Below are 14,729 nucleotides of genomic sequence, written 5' to 3' on the forward strand. Positions count from 1 at the left end.
CGGACCTCCGGGTCCGCCGCGGTCCGGCCAATCACCCCTGACGGCGGGGTGATTGGCCCGGCGGCCTAGTCCAGGGTCGTGCCGTTCCAGCGCCAGGACTCGCGCCGCCCGAGCCCGGGCAGCTCGACCCGGCCGGTGGCCCACAGCAGCGTCCGCCAGGGGTCGTCGCCGACGGGAACGTCACGGAAGAGCCGGCGCAGCACCCGCTCGCAGAGCCCGGCGTCGGGCCGCCACTCCACGCCGAGCCCGTCGGCGATGTCGTGGAGGTGCACCAGCGTCTCGATCACTCCCATGGCCGCGAAGCCCTCGGGGTCGGAGACGCCGTAGGAGTGGTGCGCCCGCGCCTCCGGCGGCCTCGTCCGCACCATGGCCACCAGCAGCCCGGCGCTCGCCTCCAGCACCTGCACCAGTCCCTCCACGCCCGCGTCCCGCTCGGCGTGCAGGGTCTCCTTCGGGCCGCCCTCCCGCTGCCGGGTCATCACGAACGGCACGTACCCGTCCACGGGTCCGCTGCGCGGCGCCAGTTGGGTGGCGTAGCAGAACAGGTCGTCCGCCACGTGCTCGACCGTCTCCCAGCAGTCCCACTCCAGCGAGCCGGCCCTCTCCGCCCACTTCTCCGGCGGGGCCTGGCGCAGTACGGCGACGGCCTGCCGCACCACGTCCTCGATGTCCTCGGGTGTGACCGACACCCGCGGGCCGCTCGTCGATCCGGATACTTCATCAGTACGCGACATGCCGCGACGCTACCAACGCCCCCCGGCAGGCCGCTCGAACATATTCTCGTGGCCTGGGGCCCCGTAGCCTGGGGCGCGAGGGACGGCGACTCACTCGTGGCGAGGAGCACAGCGGACATGAACGGCTGGAACGCGAGCGACATCCCCGATCAGAGCGGCCGTACCGCCGTGGTGACCGGGGCGAACAGCGGGATCGGGTTCGTCACCGCCAGAGAGCTCGCCCGGCGCGGGGCGCGGGTGGTGCTCGCCTGCCGCGACGCCACGCGCGGCGAGGCCGCGGAGGAGCTGATGCGGGCCCAGGTGCCCGGAGCGGACGTGCGGCTGGCCGAGCTGGACCTGGCGGACCTGTCGTCGGTACGGGCCTTCGCCGCCGGCCTGAAGGAGGACCGGCTGGACCTGCTGGTCAACAACGCCGGGGTGATGGCGCTGCCGCACCGCAGGACGGTCGACGGCTTCGAGATGCAGCTGGGCACCAACCACCTGGGGCACTTCGCGCTGACCGGCCTGCTGCTGCCCAGGCTGCGCGAGGCCGGGCCCGGGGCACGGGTGGTGACGGTCTCCAGCGGGCTGCACTACCTGGGCACGGTCGACCCCCGGGACGTGCAGATGGAGCACCGCTACCGGCGCTGGACCGCCTACGGCCGCTCCAAGAGCGCCAACCTCCTCTTCACCCACGAGCTGGCCCGGCGCCTGACCGCCGAGGGCTCGCACGTCGTCGCCCTCGCCGCGCACCCCGGCTACGCGGCCACCAACCTGCAGACGGCCGGGCCGCGCATGGAGGACCGGCCGTGGGCCGAGCGGGCGGCGGAGCTGCTCAACCGGCTCGTCGCGCAGAGCGCGGAGGACGGCGCCCTGCCCTCGCTCTACGCCGCCACGGCGCCGGGGGTCCGGCAGGACGACTTCTTCGGGCCCCGCATCCCGTTCTGGCGCGGCTCCCCCGCCCCCTCGCCGCGCGCCTCCTGGACGCGTGACGACCGGGCGGCCGCGGGGCTGTGGGCGGCGTCGGAGCGGATGACGGGCGTGACGTACTAGCCCCGGGCCGGCCTCTCGCCCGGTTCCAGGCCCGACGCCCGCAGCACCGCGCGCGCCCCTTCGCCGTCGATGCGCTCGGCCAGCGCGGCCATCGCCACCGCGCCCTCCCGCAGCAGCCCCCTCTCGCGGGCGCGGTGCGCGCCCGTCTCGAGCTGGTGCCAGAGCAGGGGGTTCGCGGCGAGGACGCCGGGGTCGAGCTCCACGCGGTTGCCGCCGACGTCGCGCAGGACGAGGCGGGGGGCGATGCCGTCCGCCCGCCGCACCTGGGTGAGCAGGTCGGTACGGACGCGGTGCTCGCGCAGGAGGCCGCGGGCGGCCAGCCAGTCGGCGCCGGCCGTGACCCGCACGGGTCTGAGCACGGCGACGAGCGCGGCGCCGATCGCCGCCCAGCAGATGCCGCGGGCCGCGTCGAGGCTGCCCCGGGCCAGGTCGGCGAGGAGGAGCACGCCGCCGAGGGCCAGCCCGCACCGCCAGGCCGAGCGTGCCTCGCGCCGCCAGGTGCGGTCCCACGCGAGCACGCCCCGGGCCGGCGCCCGCTCCCCCGGGCCCCGGCCGTATCCCTCGCGTCCCTCGCGCACGCGCGCACGCGTCCGTAATGTCGGTCGCCGTCCCATACCGCTGACGCTAGGGCCGCTTGCCGTCCGACGTCGGTCGCGTTGACGGCCCGCTGACGTGGTTTTGGCCAATCCTTGCGCAGCGCTGACGCACCCTCCGCCGGAAGCGTTCAAGAGCGTTAAGGCCCCGTATGAGATCAGCCGAAAACCGCCAAGACGCCGCAAAGGAACGACACGCTCCCGCCGGCGCGGGCGCACGCTGAGCCTCCGACTCAACGGAGGTACGACAAAAGATGTCCATGCTGGCCAATTCGGAGCACGCGGCGGGCGCCGGCGTGGGGGCACCCCCAGCGGTAGCTGGGGGAGAGCCGCCCGATACCGGCGCCGCGCGGCCCTCCGCCGAGGACCGGCACCGGCTCACCGCCACCCAGGGCCTGGCGGCCCTGTCGCTCGACGCGATGGCGTCGGTGGCGTACGGGCCCGAGGCGATCGTCCTCGTGCTGGCCGCGGCCGGGGCGCACGGCCTCGGCTTCACCCTGCCGGTCACCCTCGCGATCGCCGCCCTGCTGGCCGTCCTCGTCGCCTCCTACCGGCAGGTCATCGCGGCCTTCCCGGACGGCGGCGGCTCGTACGCGGTCGCCAAGCGGCACCTGGGCCGGCGCACCGGCCTGGTCACCGCGGCCTCCCTGGTCCTGGACTACGTGCTCAACGTGGCCGTCTCCGTCACCGCCGGCGTCGCCGCCCTCACCTCCGCCTTCCCCTCCCTCCACGAGCACCGGCTGTGGATCTGCCTGGGCGTGCTGGCCCTGGTCACCGGCGTGAACCTGCGCGGCATCGTGGACTCCGCCCGGGCGTTCCTGCTGCCCACCGCCGTCTTCGTCGGCTCGATCCTGACGATGATCGTGGCCGGCCTGCTGCGGGACGCCCCCGCGAGCACCGAGGCGGCCGCCGGCCACGCGTCCGCGCTGTCCGGCGACGCCACCGCCGTCGGCGCGCTGCTCCTGCTCAAGGCCTTCGCCGCCGGCTGCTCGGCCCTCACCGGCGTCGAGGCCGTCGCCAACGCCGTGCCGGCCTTCCGCGCCCCGGCCACCCGCCGGGCCCAGCGCACGGAGGTCGCGCTGGGAGCGCTGCTGGGCGTCATGCTGATCGGCCTGTCCGTGCTCATCGGTCGCTTCCACCTGCAGCCGGTCGAGGGCGTCACCGTCCTCGCCCAGATCGCCGACGCCTCGCTCGGCCACAACGGGGCGTTCTACGTCGTGCAGTTCGCGACCGTGGTCCTGCTCGCGCTCGCCGCCAACACCTCCTTCGGCGGCCTGCCGGTCCTGATGGGCCTGCTGGCCCGCGACAACTACCTGCCGCACGTCTTCGGCCTCAAGGCCGACCGCCAGGTCCACCGGCACGGCGTGCTGGCGCTGGCCGCCGTCTCCGCGCTGCTGCTCGTCTTCTCCGGCGGCGACGTCAACACCCTCGTACCGCTGTTCGCCATCGGGGTGTTCGTCGGCTTCACCCTCTGCCAGGTCGGCATGGTCCGCCACTGGCGGCAGGACCGGTCGGCCGGCCGGCGGGGCAAGGCCCTGCTCAACGGCTTCGGGGCGGTGCTCACCGGCGTCTCGGCCGTCGTGGTCACCGCGACGAAGTTCACCGAGGGCGCCTGGCTGATCGTGGTCGCGCTGCCGCTGCTGGTGGCGGCCTTCGAGGCCGTCCACCGGGCGTACGGGCGGATCGGCGAGCGCCTGGAGCTGGGCCGGGTGCCCGAGGCCCCGCGCCGCTGCCGCTCCCTGGTCCTCGTCCCGGTCTCCTCGCTGTCCCGGCTGACCAGCAAGGCGCTGACCGCCGCCGTCTCGCTCGGCGACGAGGTGCTGGCGGTGACCGTCACCCACCCCGACGCGGAGGGCCGGCGCGCGGCGGAGTCGCTGCGCCGCGACTGGGAGCTGTGGCGCCCCGGCGTCGACCTGGTCGAGCTGCCCGCGCCCACACGCTCGCTGGGCCGCCCGATCGTGGAGCTGGTCCGCGAGCTGTCCGGCCGGCATCCCGATACCAGGGTGACCGTGCTCATCCCCGAGGTGGAGCCCGCCCGCCTCTGGCAGCGGCTGCTGCAGAACCAGCGGGGCGCGGTCGTCGCCCACGCCGTGCGGCGGGACACCGACGCGGTGATCTGCCGGCTCCGGTTCCGGATCGGGGCCTGAGCGGGCGCGGCGCTACATCGTGGCGGGCGTCGAGCGCTCCGGCATCGACGACTGGACCCTGCCGCGGGACTGCGGTCCGCGGTGCCCGCCGCGCAGCAGCGCCGCGCCCAGCGGCGTGAGGGTGTGCATCACCGCGCTGCCGTTGCGCAGGGTCAGCACCAGCCCGGCCTCGCGCAGCACGCCCGCGTGCTGGCTGGCCGAGGCGGCCGACACCCCGACCCTGCGGGCGAGTTCGCTGGTGGTGCAGCCGCCGCCGATGGAGCCCAGGACCGCCGAGCGGGTGTGCCCGACGAGCTTGCCCAGCGAGCGCGGGGCGGCCGGTACGGCGGGCGCCGTCTCGGACATGGCCCGCGCGGGGTAGACCAGGACGGGCGTGAGCTCGGTGTTCTGCAGGGTCACGGGCGTGCGCCGGCAGAAGAACGAGGGCAGGAGCAGCAGTCCGCGGCCGCCGAGGTACATGTCGCGGTCCACGGGGTAGTCGACCTCCAGCACCGGGGCCCGCCAGCGCATGGTGGGCGGCAGCGAGGACAGCAGCGCGTCCGCCCCGCCGTCCAGCAGCGCCCGGCCGCGCACGGCGCGGTCCGCCTCGATCTGGGCCTGGATGTGGTCCCAGTACGGGGCGATGGCGGCCTGGTGATAGGTGTGGAGGGCGCTGATCAGCTTCCCGAACGCCCGGGCGTCGCCGTCGGCCAGCGATCGTATCCAAGCCGGCAGGGTCCGGACGGTGGGCAGCCGGCTCAGTTCGTCGTGCACCCGGTCGGCCGGGGTGGCCCGCAGCGCCGCTATGCCGGACTCCAGTCCGTCTAACCCTTCGGGCGGTGTCAGGAAGTCCGGGAAATATCCACGGGACGGAACCAGCGGCGCCAGTAGCCGCGTTTCACCATTCAACCGAGCCCGGGTTTCCGACCGCCAATCCCCGAAGATCGACTCGCCTTGTTTGTCCCGAAGCCGGTGCAGGCTCAATACGGTTTCCCAGAGCACGTCCGGGTCTCCGGCCAGGCGCAACCGGGCCAGATCGAGTCCAGTGAAATGGACACGCAGCACCAAACCCCCACATGAGACATCCGCGACCACCCCCCGCTCACTGAGTATGCACACCGATACGAGCTGTTACCACGCCCTTTTGGCCACAGTTGAAAGGACTCGCGGCGAACATCGCAGAAGCGAAATGCTATTCACGCACTCAGGGCCGCCCCGCTCGTTCCCGTGGGGGGTGGCGAGCGAAAAAGCGGCCGCTGGGTATGCGAGTTGCCGCCCGAGCCGATGCGGGCGGCAACAACTCCCGGTGGGGGAGTAAAGAGGGGCGGCGCTCCCGCACGGGCGCCGCCCCTTCGCCATGCCCATCAGGTTACGGGCAGGTTAACGATCTCGGGTTCCGGAACGAGGAAGGGACGGCGTCCGCGCGGACGCCGTCCCTCCTCTCCTGCCGGAGCCGTCAGGGTCTGAGGGTCGAGGTCATCCCATACGGCTCCGGAGCTTGGTCCCGGCTCAGCGGCTGTCGCTCGACGAGCCGTTCAGAGCCGCCGCGCGGCCCGCCTCCAGGCGGGCGACCGGGATGCGGAAGGGCGAGCAGGAGACGTAGTCCAGGCCCACCTCGTGGAAGAAGTGCACCGACTCCGGGTCGCCGCCGTGCTCGCCGCACACGCCGAGCTTGAGGTCGGGGCGGGTGGCCCGGCCGGCCTTGGCGGCCGCGCGGACCAGCGAGCCCACGCCGTCCCGGTCGATGGTCTCGAACGGGCTGACCCCGAAGATGCCCTTCTCCAGGTAGGCGGTGAAGAAGCTGGCCTCGACGTCGTCGCGGGAGAAGCCCCACACGGTCTGGGTCAGGTCGTTCGTGCCGAAGGAGAAGAACTCGGCGGCCTCGGCGATCTGGTCGGCCGTCAGGGCGGCGCGCGGCAGCTCGATCATCGTGCCGAGCGGCAGCGTGAGGTCGGTGCCGCTGGCGGCCTCGACGTCGGCGATGACGCGCTCGGCCTCCTCGCGGACGATCTCCAGCTCCTGGACGGTGCCCACCAGCGGGATCATGATCTCCGCGCGCGGGTCGCCCTGGCGGCCGATCCGCTCGGCCGCGGCCTCGGCGATCGCCCGCACCTGCATGGCGAACAGGCCGGGGATGACCAGGCCCAGACGCACGCCGCGCAGGCCCAGCATCGGGTTCTGCTCGTGCAGCTTGTGCACGGCCTGCAGCAGTCGCAGGTCGTTCTCGTTGGCGTCCTCGCGGGCCTCGGCCAGCGCGACCCGCACCGACAGCTCGGTGATGTCGGGCAGGAACTCGTGCAGCGGCGGGTCGAGGAGGCGGACCGTGACCGGCAGCCCGTCCATGGCCTCGAACAGCTCGACGAAGTCGGCCTTCTGCAGCGGGAGAAGGGCACCGAGTGCCTCCTCGCGCTCGGCGTCGGTGTCGGCCAGGATCAGGCGCTCGACCATCTCGCGCCGCTCGCCGAGGAACATGTGCTCGGTGCGGCACAGGCCGATGCCCTGGGCGCCGAAGCGGCGGGCGCGCGCGGCGTCCTCGGCGTTGTCGGCGTTGGCCCGCACGCGCAGACGGCGGGTGCGGTCGGCGTAGGCCATCATCCGGTGCACGGCCTGGACCAGCTCGTCCGCGTCGTCGGCGCCGGCGTGCATGCGGCCCTCGAAGTACTCCACGACCGGGGACGGCACGACCGGGACCTCGCCCAGGTAGACCTTGCCGGTGGAGCCGTCGATGGAGACGACGTCGCCCTCCTGGATGACCACGCCGCCGGGGGCGGTCATCCGGCGCTGCTTGGTGTCGACCTCCAGCTCCTCGGCGCCGCACACACAGGTCTTGCCCATGCCGCGCGCGACGACGGCCGCGTGCGAGGTCTTGCCGCCGCGCGAGGTCAGGATGCCCTCGGAGGCGATCATGCCGTCGAGGTCGTCGGGGTTGGTCTCACGGCGGATCAGGATGACCTTCTCGCCCGAGCGCGACCACTTCACCGCGGTGTACGAGTCGAAGACGGCCTTGCCGACCGCAGCGCCCGGCGAGGCGGCGATGCCCCGGCCCAGCAGCTCGGTCTGCGCCTTCTCGTCGAACCGCGGGAACATCAGCTGCGCGAGCTGGGCGCCCGTGACGCGCTGCAGCGCCTCGGCCTCGTCGATCAGGCCCTGGTCCACCAGCTGGGTGGCGATGCGGAACGCGGCGCCGGCGGTGCGCTTGCCCACGCGGGTCTGCAGCATCCACAGCTTGCCGCGCTCGATGGTGAACTCGATGTCGCACAGGTCCTTGTAGTGCGTCTCCAGCGTCTCCATGATCTGCATCAGCTGGTCGTACGAGGCCTTGTCGAGCTGCTCGAGCTCGGCGAGCTGCATGGTGTTGCGGATGCCGGCGACGACGTCCTCGCCCTGCGCGTTCTGCAGGTAGTCGCCGTAGACGCCCTGGTGGCCGCTGGCGGGGTCGCGGGTGAAGGCGACGCCGGTGCCGGAGTCGGGGCCGAGGTTGCCGAAGACCATCGAGCAGATGTTGACGGCCGTGCCGAGGTCGCCGGGGATGCGCTCCTGGCGGCGGTAGAGCTTGGCGCGGTCGCCGTTCCAGGAGTCGAAGACCGCCCTTATGGCGAGGTCCATCTGCTCGCGGGGGGCCTGCGGGAAGTCGCGGCCGGTCTCCTTGGAGACGATGGCCTTGAACTCCTCCACCAGGTGCTTGAGGTCGCCGGCGTCGAGGTCGACGTCGGTGGTGACGCCCTTGGCCCGCTTGGCCTCCTCCAGCGCCTCCTCGAAGAGGTCGCCGTCGACGCCCAGCACGGTCCTGCCGAACATCTGGATGAGGCGGCGGTAGGAGTCCCAGGCGAACCGCTCGTCGCCGGCCTGGGCCGCGAGGCCGGTCACGGACTCGTCGGACAGGCCGATGTTCAGGACGGTGTCCATCATGCCGGGCATGGAGAACTTGGCGCCCGAGCGCACCGAGACGAGCAGCGGGTCGTCGGCCTGGCCGAGCTTCTTGCCCATGTGCCGCTCGAGGGCCTCGAGGTGGGCGGTGACCTCGTCGCGCATCGACGACGGCTCCGTGCCGCCCTCGAGGTAGACCTTGCAGGCCTCGGTGGTGATGGTGAAGCCGGGAGGCACGGGCAGTCCGAGGTTGGTCATCTCGGCGAGGTTGGCGCCCTTACCGCCGAGCAGGTCCTTGAGGTCCTTGTTGCCCTCGGTGAAGTCGTAGACGAACTTCTGGCGATCTTCGGATACCGGCACGGGAATCGACTCCTCACTCGGGCCTCCCGGGACGCTGAGGGGGGAGGACTGCCCTGACGGCGGGGAGCGTACCCAGATCGAAGGCATCTGAGGAGGTCTACTCCGCCAACTTGGGGGCGCAACCACCCGTCCGCCAGCAGATCGAAAGTTGCGCGCTCAAATGAGGTCTCACCACCCTTCCTTCAAACCTTGAACTCAACATGACCGAAAATGATCGCCCGATCACGGGCTGTCGAAAAACTCCACCCTCTGTCATCAAAGGTTGAAACCAAAAGGGGTGGCACGCAGTGCCACCCCTTGGAAAGGTGCACCCCCGATGCAGGTGCTCATCTGAGCGAGACCCCTATCAGAGGTGGCGAGAATCACGCCGTGTTCGACGACGTTTCACCCGCCCGAAGTATCGAGTTCGGCGTCCGCACCCACGACGGCGCAGTCGTACGGGTCGTTCAGCCATCCGTCCGGAAGCACCACCCGGTCGCGGCCGGACGTACGGCCGCGGGGGCCGTCGGCACCCGTCGGCCAGGCCTGATCCAGGTCGAGCTCGCTCAAAAGAGCGTCCAGTTCGTCCAGAGATGAGGCGATCGCCAGCTTCTTACGGAGCTCCGAGCCGACGGAGAAGCCCTTGGTGTACCAGGCGACGTGCTTGCGGAAGTCGATGACGCCGCGCTGCTCGTTCTCGAGCCACTGCCCCAGCAGCTCGGCGTGGCGCAGCATCACGCCCGCCACCTCGCGCAGGGTCGGCGCGGTGGGCGCCGCCTGCTCGCCGTCCCCGAGGGCGGCGACCAGGTCGCGGAAGAGCCAGGGCCGGCCCAGGCAGCCGCGGCCGACCACGACGCCGTCGCAGCCCGTCTCGCGCATCATGCGGACGGCGTCGTCGGCGGACCAGATGTCGCCGTTGCCCAGGACCGGGATCTCGGGCACCGCCTCCTTCAGGCGGGCGATGGCCTCCCAGTCGGCGGTGCCGCTGTAGTGCTGGGCAGCCGTGCGGCCGTGCAGCGCGATGGCGGTGACGCCCTCCTCGACGGCGATCCGGCCGGCGTCGAGGTAGGTCATGTGCTCGTCGTCGATGCCCTTGCGCATCTTCATGGTCACCGGCAGGTCGCCGGCGTTGCCGACGGCCTCGCGCAGGATCGAGCGCAGGAGGTTGCGCTTGTACGGCAGGGCGGAGCCGCCGCCCTTGCGGGTGACCTTGGGGACGGGGCAGCCGAAGTTGAGGTCGACGTGGTCGGCCAGGTCCTCGTCCACGATCATGCGGACGGCCTTGCCGACGGTCACCGGGTCGACGCCGTAGAGCTGGATGGAGCGCGGCTTCTCGGTCCCGTCGAAGTGGATCAGCCGCATCGTCTTGGCGTCCCGCTCGACGAGCGCCCGGGTGGTGATCATCTCGCTGACGAAGAGCCCCTTGCCACCGGAGAACTCACGGCACAGCGTGCGGAAGGGAGCGTTGGTGATCCCCGCCATCGGGGCCAGGACCACCGGCGGCTGCACCGGGTGCGGACCGATCTGGAGCGTCATGGAGGGAGCTTCCTCGAAGTCATGCGGACGGTTGGGCGGACCGTTAATTGTCCCTCATCCGGGCGAACGGACGATCCGCCGAAGGTCCCGTCCTCCCCGGTCAGGTCATGACTCTCCTCATGCCATGGCTCTTCTCAGGCCATGACTCCCCTCAGGCCATGACCGACGTCAGCTCGCCCAGCCTCAGCAGCCGCTCGTGGGTCTCCTCGTCGGCCGGGGTGAAGGTCAGCACCCGGGCGCCGGGGGTGGGGCCGGTCCACAGGCTGGTGTAGTCCAGGCGCAGCGCGCCGACCTGCGGCTGGAGCAGGACGCGCGTGCGGTGGGCGGTGGGCTGGACCACCTCGTGCCGCTCCCAGATCCGCCGGAACTCCGGCGAGGCGTCCTGCAGGCGCTTCAGGAGGCACTTCCAGGCGGGTTCGGCGAGGTGGTCGGCCATCGCGGCCCGGAACTTGGCGGCCATGGCGCGGGTGGCCTCCTCCCAGTCGGCCGTGCCGGCCCGCCAGGCGGGGTGGGTGAAGTACAGCCACAGGCAGTTGCGGTCCTCGGGCGGGATCTCGTCGAGGTCGCACAGCAGCCGCCCGTAGGCGCGGTTGTAGGCCAGGATGTCGTAGCGGGCGTTCTGCAGGCAGGCGGGGAAGGGCTCCAGCCGCTCCAGCATCAGGCGCATCCCGGTGGTGATGGTCCCGCACTCGGCTCCCGCCCGCGGGTCGGCGGAGCCCGCCAGGGCGAAGAGGTGGGCGCGCTCGGCGCGGTCGAGCATCAGGGCGCGGGCGACGGCGTCCAGGACCTGTGCGGAGACCTGGATGTCGCGGGCCTGCTCGAGCCACGTGTACCAGGTGACGCCCACGGCGGCGAGCTGGGCGACCTCCTCGCGGCGCAGTCCGGGGGTGCGGCGGCGGGGCCCGCGCGGCAGGCCGGCCCGTTCGGGGCTGATGCGTTCGCGGCGGCTGCGCAGGAAGGCCGCCAGTTCGTGGCGCCGTACCTCGTCGGGCCGGGCGGCGGCGTAGGCGGCCGCCCTGCTTTCGATCACCATCGTGGTCATGTGCTCCAGGGTGCGGTACCGCTGATCCAGTTGCCAGGTAGTACGGGTACCAGGATAAGGGCACTCTGGTACCCGTCTCGCGGCGCTGCCATCGTCGTGTCCCGTGAACGACATCCGCATACCCCGTCCTGTCCCCCTACCGCCTCCCTCCCCGCCGGGGCGCCCGTTCCGGCCCCTCGTCCCGCCCGTCCTGCGGATCCTCCCACTCCCCACGTCCCCGCGATCGGCCGCGCGCGGGCCTGTTCACCGTGCTCATCGGTGCCGCGCTGCCGTTCCTCGACTTCTTCATCGTCAACGTCGCCCTGCCGACCATCGACGACGACCTGGACGCCGGTCCCGCGCTGCTGGAGATGGTGGTCGGCGGCTACGGCGTCGCCTACGCGGTGCTGCTCGTACTGGGCGGGCGGCTGGGCGACATGGTGGGCCGGCGACGGCTGTTCGTGTGGGGCACGGCCGCGTTCGGGGTGACGTCCGTGGCCTGCGGCCTGGCGCCGGACGCGTGGTCGCTGGTGGCCGCCCGCATCGCGCAGGGCGCGGCGGCTGCGCTGATGTTGCCGCAGGTGCTGGCGACGATCCAGGCCACCACCAGCGGGGAGCGGCGGACCAGGGCGATGAGCCTGTACAGCGGTACGGCCGGGGTGGCGAGCGCGGTCGGGCAGGTGCTCGGCGGGGTGCTGGTCTCGGTGGACCTGGCCGGGACCGGCTGGCGGTCGATCTTCCTGATCAATGCTCCGATCGCGGCGGCCGCTCTGCTGCTGGCGCTGCGCTCGGTGCCCGAGACCCGGTCGGCCAACCCGGCGCGGGTGGACGTGCGGGGCACGCTGCTGCTGACGCTGAGCCTGGTGTCGCTGCTGGTGCCGCTGACGGAGGGGCGCTCGACGGGCTGGCCGCTGTGGTCGTGGGTGCTGCTGGGGGTGTTCCCCCTCGCGACGGCGGCGCTCGTGGCGGTGGAGCTGCGCGAGGAGCGGGCCGGGCGTACGCCGCTGGTGCCGCCGTCGCTGCTGCGGGTGCACTCGGTGCGCAGCGGGCTGGCGGTGATCGCCCCCTTCTCGGTCGGCTGGGGCGGCTTCATGTTCGTCCTGGCGGTGGTGCTGCAGGAGGGGCTGCGGCTGGGGCCGATGACGGCGGGGCTGGCGCTGCTGCCGATGTGCGCCGCGTACCTCGCGGGCTCGATGGCGGGGCCGCGGCTGGCGGCCCGGTACGGGCGGCGGGTGGTGACGGCGGGGGCCCTGATCCAGCTGACGGGGCTCACGACGGTGCTCGCCACGTTCTGGTTCGGCTGGGACGGGCTGGGCGCGGCCGGTCCGGGGCCGGGCCTGGCGATCCAGGGGCTGGGGCAGGGGCTGCTGATCCCGCCGACGCTGCGGATCGTGCTGAGCGAGATCCCGGTGGACCGGGCGGGCGTGGGCAGCGGGGTGATGGTGACGACGCAGCAGGCGTTCATGGCGCTGGGCGTGGCGACGATGGGCTCGCTGTTCCTGTCGCTGGCACCGTCGGCCGGCATGCGGGAGGCGCTGCTGATCACGTTCGGGGCGCAGCTGCTGGTGGTGGTCGCGACGGTGCTGCTGAGCCTGCGACTGCCGGGGTCGCTGCGCTGACCCGGGGGGCCAGAACAACCATGGACTGACAGATATTGAAATCTGTCAGTCCATGTGTCACGCTTCTGGTGTACCGACCTCCCGGACCCACCGCCGGGAGGCTCCCCCTCCCCACCCCAGGAGTTCCCCGTGCTGCACCGCACTCTGGGCACCACCGGCCCCCAGGTCTCCGCCCTCGGCCTCGGCTGCATGGGCATGTCCGCCCTCTACGGCGACGCCGACCGCGCCGAGTCGATCGCGACCGTCCACGCCGCCCTCGACGCCGGCGTCACCCTGCTGGACACCGGCGACTTCTACGGCATGGGTCACAACGAACTGCTCATCGGCGAGGCCCTGCGCTCCGCCCCGCCCGCCCACCGCGAGAAGGCCCTCACCAGCGTCAAGTTCGGCGCCCTGCGCGACCCCGACGGCGGCTGGTCGGGCTACGACGGCCGCCCCGCCGCCGTGAAGAACTTCGCCGCCTACTCCCTGCAGCGCCTGGGCGTCGACCACATCGACGTCTACCGCATCGCCCGCATCGACCCCGACGTCCCGGTCGAGGAGACCGTCGGCGCGATCGCCGAGCTGGTCGAGGCCGGGCACGTCCGCCACATCGGCCTGTCGGAGGTCGGCGCGGACACCATCCGCCGGGCCGCGTCCGTCGCCCCGATCTCCGACCTCCAGATCGAGTACTCCCTGATCTCGCGCGGCATCGAGGAGGCGATCCTGCCCACCTGCCGCGAGCTGGGCATCGGCGTCACGGCCTACGGCGTGCTCTCGCGCGGCCTGATCAGCGGCCACTTCGCCCGCGACCGGCAGCTCGCGGCCAACGACTTCCGCGGCATGAGCCCGCGCTTCCAGGGCGAGAACCTCCAGCGCAACCTCGACCTGGTCGACGCGCTGCGCGAGGTCGCCGAGGCCAAGGGCGCCAGCGTCGCCCAGACCGCCATCGCCTGGGTCCTCTCGCGCGGCGAGGACATCGTCCCCCTGGTCGGCGCCCGCCGCCGCGACCGCCTCACCGAGGCGCTCGGCGCCCTGGACGTCACCCTCGGCGCCGACGACCTGGCCGCCATCGAGAAGGCCGTCCCCGTGGGCGCCGCGGCCGGCGAGCGCTACCCGGCCTCGCAGATGGCCCACCTGGACAGCGAGCACTGACGGCGAGCACGGACAAGGGGGTGCCCCGCGGCCGGGGAACGACCCGGGCCACCGCTCACGCCACGACGCGGGTACGGTCGTACAAGCCAACCGCACCCCGAAGGGACGCCGCATCCCGATGCCCCCCGAGCCGCTGACCCCGGACCGAATCCTCGAAGCCACCGAGGACGTGCTGCGCCGCTACGGCCCCGCCAAGGCCACCGTGGTCGACGTGGCCCGCGCGCTCGGTGTCAGTCACGGCAGCGTCTACCGCCACTTCGCCAGCAAGGCCGCGCTGCGGGAGGCGGTCACCGAGCGCTGGCTCGCCCAGTCGCACGCCGCGCTCTCGGCCCTGGCCGACGCTCAGGGTCCGGCCGAAGGACGGCTGCGGGAGTGGCTGACGGCGCTCTTCGAGGCCAAGCGCCGCAAGGCGGGCGACGACCCTGAGCTGTTCGCGATGTACATGGTCCTGGTCGGCGAGAACAGCACCACCGTCGAACGGCACATGGAAACGATGATCGAGCAGCTCGCCCGGATCATCGAAGGCGGCGTGGGCGAGGGCGAGTTCCGGCCCGTCGAGCCCACGACCGCCGCCCGCGCGGTGTGGGACGCGAGCAATCGCTTCCACGACCCGGCCTACGCGCCGGAGTGGTCGCGGCCCGGCATCGAGACGGCGTTCGAAGCGGTGTGCGACCTGGTCCTGCGCGGCCTGCACGCGTAGACCCGCACGCGGAGTCCCCCACGCGCGG

General features: G+C 72.6%; 11 protein-coding genes. 5 read left to right on the forward strand and 6 right to left on the reverse strand.

What is annotated here, in order from left to right; translation table 11 throughout:
• Positions 1–65: 65 nt before the first annotated feature.
• Positions 66–734 (reverse strand): maleylpyruvate isomerase mycothiol-dependent enzyme family protein, encoded by a 669-nt coding sequence (locus tag J1792_RS30255; protein WP_207248609.1) that lies wholly within the window; start codon positions 732–734, stop codon positions 66–68.
• Positions 735–851: 117 nt separating this feature from the next.
• Here J1792_RS30255 and J1792_RS30260 point away from each other — a divergent pair, with 117 nt between their 5' ends.
• On the forward strand, positions 852–1,766 hold the full coding sequence (locus tag J1792_RS30260) for an oxidoreductase (protein ID WP_086571158.1): 915 nt from the start codon (positions 852–854) through the stop codon (positions 1,764–1,766).
• On the opposite strand, the gene J1792_RS30265 is transcribed toward J1792_RS30260, so the two are convergent.
• Entirely contained in the window at positions 1,763–2,344 is a 582-nt protein-coding gene (locus tag J1792_RS30265) for a hypothetical protein (RefSeq protein WP_242646815.1), read from the reverse strand. The two genes, J1792_RS30260 and J1792_RS30265, sit on opposite strands and share 4 nt — an antisense overlap.
• A gap of 275 nt (positions 2,345–2,619) precedes the next feature.
• Between J1792_RS30265 and J1792_RS30270 the strand changes: the two genes are divergently transcribed.
• The gene (locus J1792_RS30270) at positions 2,620–4,506 is read left to right on the forward strand and encodes an APC family permease (protein ID WP_179198939.1); all 1,887 of its coding nucleotides are present in this window, start codon (positions 2,620–2,622) and stop codon (positions 4,504–4,506) included.
• Positions 4,507–4,518: 12 nt separating this feature from the next.
• Here J1792_RS30270 and J1792_RS30275 read toward each other — a convergent pair whose 3' ends face one another.
• From J1792_RS30275 to J1792_RS30290, 4 genes are all read right to left on the reverse strand, one after another.
• The gene (locus J1792_RS30275) at positions 4,519–5,550 is read right to left on the reverse strand and encodes an ArsR/SmtB family transcription factor (protein ID WP_086571193.1); all 1,032 of its coding nucleotides are present in this window, start codon (positions 5,548–5,550) and stop codon (positions 4,519–4,521) included.
• Positions 5,551–5,994: 444 nt separating this feature from the next.
• Complete coding sequence (gene ppdK, locus J1792_RS30280) at positions 5,995–8,712, reverse strand: pyruvate, phosphate dikinase (RefSeq protein WP_086571153.1); 2,718 nt, start codon at positions 8,710–8,712, stop codon at positions 5,995–5,997.
• Between the two features lie 384 nt (positions 8,713–9,096).
• A complete protein-coding gene (gene dusB, locus J1792_RS30285; protein WP_086571151.1) occupies positions 9,097–10,227 on the reverse strand; it encodes a tRNA dihydrouridine synthase DusB in 1,131 nt (376 codons plus the stop codon).
• A 151-nt stretch (positions 10,228–10,378) separates the two neighbouring features.
• Positions 10,379–11,269 carry a helix-turn-helix transcriptional regulator gene (locus J1792_RS30290; protein ID WP_086571149.1) on the reverse strand — a complete coding sequence of 297 codons (891 nt, stop codon included), beginning with the start codon at positions 11,267–11,269 and terminating at the stop codon, positions 10,379–10,381.
• Positions 11,270–11,397: 128 nt separating this feature from the next.
• On the opposite strand from J1792_RS30290, the gene J1792_RS30295 reads away from it, so the two are divergent.
• The 3 genes from J1792_RS30295 to J1792_RS30305 all read left to right on the forward strand — a co-directional run bounded on the left by J1792_RS30295 (position 11,398) and on the right by J1792_RS30305 (position 14,701).
• Entirely contained in the window at positions 11,398–12,867 is a 1,470-nt protein-coding gene (locus J1792_RS30295) for an MFS transporter (RefSeq protein ID WP_372446205.1), read from the forward strand.
• Positions 12,868–12,996: 129 nt separating this feature from the next.
• Positions 12,997–14,001: an aldo/keto reductase gene (locus tag J1792_RS30300; RefSeq protein ID WP_207248611.1), complete on the forward strand. Its 1,005-nt coding sequence runs from the start codon at positions 12,997–12,999 to the stop codon at positions 13,999–14,001.
• Positions 14,002–14,119: 118 nt separating this feature from the next.
• On the forward strand, positions 14,120–14,701 hold the full coding sequence (locus J1792_RS30305; RefSeq protein WP_086572859.1) for a TetR/AcrR family transcriptional regulator: 582 nt from the start codon (positions 14,120–14,122) through the stop codon (positions 14,699–14,701).
• Positions 14,702–14,729 lie beyond the last annotated feature (28 nt).

Source organism: Streptomyces triculaminicus, assembly GCF_017349075.1.
GTDB classification, from domain to species: Bacteria; Actinomycetota; Actinomycetes; order Streptomycetales; family Streptomycetaceae; genus Streptomyces; species Streptomyces triculaminicus.

What these genes read in the sequence shown, in the direction of transcription:
- J1792_RS30270 (WP_179198939.1), top strand. Translation starts at nt 2,620, where the DNA reads ATGCTGGCCAATTCGGAGCACGCGGCGGGCGCCGGCGTGGGGGCACCC.
- J1792_RS30260 (WP_086571158.1), top strand. Translation starts at nt 852, where the DNA reads ATGAACGGCTGGAACGCGAGCGACATCCCCGATCAGAGCGGCCGTACC.
- J1792_RS30290 (WP_086571149.1), bottom strand. Translation starts at nt 11,269, where the DNA reads ATGACCACGATGGTGATCGAAAGCAGGGCGGCCGCCTACGCCGCCGCC.
- J1792_RS30255 (WP_207248609.1), bottom strand. Translation starts at nt 734, where the DNA reads ATGTCGCGTACTGATGAAGTATCCGGATCGACGAGCGGCCCGCGGGTG.
- dusB (WP_086571151.1), bottom strand. Translation starts at nt 10,227, where the DNA reads ATGACGCTCCAGATCGGTCCGCACCCGGTGCAGCCGCCGGTGGTCCTG.
- J1792_RS30305 (WP_086572859.1), top strand. Translation starts at nt 14,120, where the DNA reads ATGCCCCCCGAGCCGCTGACCCCGGACCGAATCCTCGAAGCCACCGAG.